The organism is Mesorhizobium sp. P5_C1 (genome assembly GCF_054049815.1).
The window spans coordinates 1-5,877 of sequence record NZ_JBFULQ010000357.1 but is presented as its reverse complement, the minus strand read 5'-3'; the positions used below and the strand labels follow the sequence as shown (position 1 = coordinate 5,877).

Here is a 5,877-nt window from a genome sequence, read left to right as displayed (position 1 = left end):
GTTGGCATGCGGCCTATCTTCGATTTGCGGCCAGCCCGCACGCTGCCGAATTGATCACCCGACTCAACTACGAGATCGATATTCGCGCGATCCTCCCCGCCATACAGGTGCCGACCCTCGTCCTGCATCGTGAGGGTGATCGTTGGACGGCAGTCGATGAGGGATCCTATTTGGCTGAGCGAATTCCTCACGCTGAATTTCGCCTTCTGCCCGGCAATGACCACATCCCATGGTACGGCGATCAGGACGAGTTGATCGGGCAGGTCGAAGAGTTCGTCACCGGTACACGGATGACCGCAAAGCCCGGACGGGCGCTCATGACCCTRCTGATGACGGATATCGTCGATTCGACCAAAACCCTGAGTGCCGTGGGGGATGACCGGTGGCGGACGATTCTTGAACAGCTGGAAGTCAATGCAAGYCGACGCGTTGCGGCTCTCGGTGGACAAATGATCAAGCATACTGGCGATGGATATCTCCTCACATTTGCAGGGCCTACTCCGGCGTTTGAATGTGCCAAGGCGCTTGCGCGAGACGCGAAAGCGTTTGGGCTGGAGTTGCGGACTGGTATCCACATTGGAGAGTGCGAGCACCGCGGCGACGACTTGAGCGGTCTGGCGGTCCATTTGGTGGCGCGAATCATGGCGGAATCGTCCCCAGGCTCGATCCTCGCCTCCAGCACAGTGAAGGATCTAGCAGTCGGCTCTGGGTTGAACTTCACCTTCGCTGGGCGCCGGGAGATGAAAGGCATCCCCGAGGGCTGGGAGCTTTACGCATTGGCAAGCTGAAGCCAATGTCTACTTCTGGCGCGTTCCTGACATTCAGTCAGCCAAAGAGATAATGAAAAGGCCGCTTCTGACCCGATGTGGTCATTGCTCTGGTATGTTCGGAACGTCGTGATCGCGCGTCAGAAGCGGACTTCGAGGCTTGCGATCATTCCGCCAGGGTTTGATCGATCATAGGCGGTCCAGAAGAAGCTTGGCTTCCTGGAGGTCCGGGTTTGCGAATCCTTCTGTGAACCAATGATAGGACGGCGCAAGAAGGTCCCGGGCGCGCCGCCGCTCGCCGCGCTCGGCCCACAATCGCGCGAGGTCGCGCGCTGCCCGCAACTCCAATGAAGGCGACGCCTGGTTTCGGGCGATTGTGAGCGCTTGGTTGAGGTCGGCTTCAGCCGCATTGGTCGCGTCGGCTGAGGCGCGAAGCGCGATTGCGGCCCGCAACCTGTGCAGGTCGGGCAGGAAAGGCGTGTCCCGGCTCTTCGCCTGGGCTGCGAAGGCCGCAGCGATCATGGCTTGGGCCGCGTCATGCTGCCCAGCGCGCGAGCGCGCATCCGCCGCGAGGCCGAGGTGGAATGCCTCGAAGCGGCCCGCTTTGATCCGGCGCGCTTCGTCGAGCCCTGCTTCGATCTCTGCGAGCGCGTCCGGGTGCCCGCGCTCGGCCAGGGCCCAGCCGAAATGGATCCGGCCATAGGCCTTCCAAAGCGCGAGTGACTTGTCTTTCGCCAGCCGGAGCGATTCGGCCGTGCACGCCTCCACCCGGGCGACGTCCCGGGACCAGATGCTCGTCAGGGCGACGCCAAGGCAGAGCGCGATGCCGATCGTGTTCTGGTGGCCGACCTCACGAGCCCACGTCAGCGCCTGTTCCGCCGTCGCGCGAGCTTGATCCTGGAAGCCGAGATGCCAAAGGTTCCAGGCCTTGTAGTTCATGGCCCCGGTCCGCGGGTCATGTCCGTAGCGAAGGCCGAAGTCCCGGTGCGCGGCGGGGTCGTAGAGCGAAAGCGCCTCTTCGAGGAGCCGCAGCGACGGCACGTAGAGCCCCTCGTGGAAACGTTCCAGAGCCAGCATCCGAAGCGCCACGCAGCGCGCGCCGCTGTCTTCGCCCGACGCGGCCAGCTCGGCAAAACGCGCCGCAAGCTCGGGCGCCGGGGCTCCCGAGACATAGCGGTTTGCCCAAAGGCCGTACATCGATGGGACCAGCAGCGAAGGCTCGCCCACTTCCTCGGCAAGCGCTCGGGCGCGCTCGAATGCGGCCATCGTGGCCGGCGCCTGGTAGCCGAGGTGCTCCAACAACGCCTGGCCGAGCCGAACCTGCAGCTCGCACTCCCGCCGCAGCCACAACGGGTCTGTCGACAGCTGATGGGACAGGCGTATCGCTGCTTCGAGATGCGCGATTGCCTCCTTGTAGGCCGGGCGTGCGATGGCCTCTTCTCCGGCCTTGTCCCAGCAGTCGATGGCCATCTGTGCAAGGCCGGCAGCCTCGGCATGCTGTGCCAGGATCTCGGGCGGCGCATCGTCGCGCTGCTTCAGGATGTCAAACAGCTGTCCGTGAAGAGCCTGGCGTCGACTCTTCAAAAGGCTCTCATACGCTGCGTCGCGGACCAGCGCATGCTTGAACAGATAGGTGGCCTCCGACCCGGTGCCTCGGCGAAAGACCAACTCGGCCTCGACAAGTCGCTCGATCGCCGCGGCAAGTTCAGATTCCGGAACGGATGCCAGGGCAGCGATCGTGCGGTGGTCGAAGGCGCGGCCGATCACCGCCGCTGTCTGCGCAACCTCCTTCACCGATTTCAATCGGTCGAGGCGCGCCATCAGCGAATCGTGCAACGACGTCGGAATGGCAAGCCGCGTGCCAGGCGCCTCTCCTTGCGCGCCTGTTTCGAGTACCGCCTTGGTCATCTCCTCTACAAAAAGCGGCACTCCGTCGGTGCGGGTGGYGATCTCGTCGACGAGCCTCTCCGGCAGCGTTTTGCTCCCGGCGATCCGCTCAATGATAGCGGTGGTCTGGGTGCGGCCCAGCCTGTTGAGTGCAAGCCGCGTGACAATCGGGTGACCGCCGAAGCCATGGCTGAATGTCGGGCGGGCAGTGATCAACATCAGTACGCGCGCCGGCGCCACACCGTCGAGCGCGAGCTCCACCAGTTCCAGCGTCGTCGGATCGACCCAGTGCGCATCCTCCAGCACGAACAGCACCGGCTGCCGCGCCGCCAGCCCGATCAGCTGGTCAACCAGCGCCGCCAGCGTGCGATTGCGGCGCTGCTCGGGGCTTAGATCGACGTTGCCATAGCGTGCTGCGGCATCGATCCCCAGCAGGTTCRCGAGCAATGCCGCGGTCTGGTGCAGTCCGCCCGGGGTCGGAACGAGCATCGTCTCAAGTTTCTCGAGGCGCATGTCGGTCGGATCGTCGGCACTGATGCCAGCCGCGAACACTAGTTGCTGCCGCACCGGCCACAGCGCACTGTCGGTATGATAAGGCGAGCACTGATAGCGAAGGTTGATGTGCGGCCTGTCCTCCAGCACGGCGATCAGCGCCTCAGCGATCCGCGACTTGCCGATGCCGGCCTCTCCGGTCAGCAGGACCATCTGCCCTTCTCCGGTCTCGGCCTGGCGCCAGCGCTCCAAAAGCAGCGCCAGCTCCTGGTCGCGGCCGACGATCGGCTGCATCGTTGTGCCTGCATGTGCGGCGAACCGGCTCTCCAGCGCCCGCTCGCTGAGTACCGTGAAGGCCCGTACCGGCGCGTGGATTCCCTTCAGCTCCAGCGGCCCGAGGTCGTCGAGTTCGAAATAGTCGCCGACCAGGCGTCGGGTAAGGTCGGCGATCACGGCCTGGCCGGGTTGTGCGACTGCCTGGAGACGGGCCGCAAGGTTTGGCGTCTCGCCCACCACCGCCTCCTCCTGCGAGGCTCCGGCGCCGATGAGGTCGCCCACCACGACAAGGCCCGTCGCGATACCGATCCGGCTGGCGAGTGGCGCGCCGCCGCCCGACAACGCTGCCACGGCTTTGCCGATGGCCAGTCCGGCCCGCACGGACCGCTCTGCCTCGTCTTCGTGCGCCCGCGGCCAGCCGAAATAAGCGAGTACTCCGTCGCCCATGAATTTCGCGACGTGGCCTTCGAAGGACGCGATTTCGCGGGCTACGGCGTTCTGGTAGGCGCGAAGCAGCTCTCCCATCTCCTCCGGATCGAGGCGTCCGGAAAGTGCAGTCGATCCCACGAGATCGATGAACATTACCGTGAGCTGCCTGCGTTCCGGACCGGATGACGCTGCGGCTTCCGACGTGTTCGGTGCGGGGCCGGGCGGCGCTGCCTTCAGCTCGGCGATCGCGCGCAACAACCGCTTGCGATGCCCAAGCGAGATGCCGAGCCGCTCCAGGTCACCATCGTCGAGCTCGGGCAGAAGGTCGAAATCGACGTCGTTCGTGGCGAAGATCTCGGCGTATTTCCCGAGCCCCAACTCCTCCAGCCAGCTCCGAAGATCCAGCGCCATTGCCCCTCCCGGCACATTAGCTGTCAAGCATACTATCGGCGGATCGCACGGTCTATCGACGCCCGCGCGACGACAGCGTCAGATTGAGTCCGGCGCGACAAACAAGATGCTGCCGCCACTCTTCCCTGATGGCGGGGCTGTGATTCTCAGTATATCCGCATATCCGCCCAAAGCGACGATCGCCGAACGACCACTTTGCGCCACAAACCCGACATCCAGACGACTCATCCCGAACGGCAACTCGTGGCGCAACCGCGACCTTCAGCGTGATCGCGTGCAATGTCTGCTTTCAGGCGGCAGCAGGGCTGATCGCTACGGCCGACATGCGGCGCATTGCTGCCATCGCAACGCGGACAAGGTGGCCGCTGGGTAGAACAGACCTTCACAAGCGCCGTTGGCGCTCCCACTCAACGGGAAACCCGCGCACCAGCGGCTGCAATTGCACCGTCTGAGGCTGTCGCCCGTCGAGGATTGCCTCRACSAGGTCSGGCGCCAATAGCGTYAGTCGAAGCATRTGGGASACGAACGACCGGTCGAGTTTCTCAGCCGCASYGAGTTCGCTKATCGTCGCGTGTTKCCCTGATTCCAGYTYATGCTGCCAGTGGAATGCYTGGACAAGGGCTCTCAGCAGCGTGTTGTCGATGCGCGGTCGCGACGGGGCCCAAGGCTCTGCTCCAGCCGGGGACACGACAACCTTGCGGCCACCGCGCTTGCGGATCGCCATCGGAATGGAGACGGTCAGCAAGGTGCCGTCGCGGCTGATCTCGCGGTTGTTCTTCATGCTGCCCTATCCAGGTTTGGTCGTTCTCTAAGCTCCGCGATGACACTGGCTATGCCCTCGGTGCGAAGGCGGATGRAGATGCCGTCTACATCGACGTCGATGCGCTCGACCAGCAACTGGATGATGCATGCCTGCTCGGCGGGAAAGAGTTCCTCCCAAAGAGCATCGAACTGAATCAGGGCGTCGCGCACCTCGGTCTCGCTGATCTCGTCGCCGTGCTCGCGCGCGGTCGCCCAGGTCTTCACAATCATCTCTGGCGAGCGCAGCAGGATGCGTACCTGGTCGATGACTGCGGCCTCGATTTCGCCGGCAGGCAGGCGCCGTACCGAGCAGGTTTCCGGCCCGAGTTTCTGGACACTGGTGGTGACGTAGTACCTGTACAGCCGCCCCTTCTTCCTGGTGTGGGCAGGCGTCATTGCGTAGCCGTTCGGCGCGAAAATCAGTCCTCGGAGCAATGCCGGCGTCTGCCTGCGGCAGTGCCCTGCCCGCTTACGCGCTGGCTCGGCGATGATCGAGCGGACATTGTCCCAGAGATCCTGCGAGATGAGCGGCTGGTGCTCGCCGGGATAGCTCGTGCCTTTGTGAACGGCTTCGCCGATATACACCCGGTTGCTGAGGAGCTTATAGAGCAGACCTTTGTCGAACGACTTCCCATTCTTGCGCCTGAGGCCCTCCGAATTCAGGGTTCGTGCCAAAATGGTCGCCGAACCAATCTGCAGGAACCGGCCGAAGATCATGCGCACAATTGCTGCCTCTTCATCCTGGATGAGCAGCTTCCGATTCTCGACCCGATAGCCGAGCGGGACGTTGCCGCCCATCCACATGCCTTTGCGC

General features: G+C 63.9%; 3 protein-coding genes. 1 reads left to right on the top strand and 2 read right to left on the bottom strand.

Annotation, left to right across the window (positions count from 1 at the left end; genetic code table 11):
- Window positions 1–788: adenylate/guanylate cyclase domain-containing protein (locus ACXJ7R_RS22935; RefSeq protein ID WP_457153847.1), on the top strand; the 788-nt coding region annotated here is incomplete at its 5' end.
- A 168-nt stretch (window positions 789–956) separates the two neighbouring features.
- Here ACXJ7R_RS22935 and ACXJ7R_RS22930 read toward each other — a convergent pair.
- Window positions 957–4,262 carry an ATP-binding protein gene (locus ACXJ7R_RS22930; protein ID WP_457153846.1) on the bottom strand — a complete coding sequence of 1,102 codons (3,306 nt, stop codon included), beginning with the start codon at window positions 4,260–4,262 and terminating at the stop codon, window positions 957–959.
- Between the two features lie 777 nt (window positions 4,263–5,039).
- Window positions 5,040–5,877: recombinase family protein (locus ACXJ7R_RS22925; RefSeq protein WP_457153845.1), on the bottom strand; the 838-nt coding region annotated here is incomplete at its 5' end.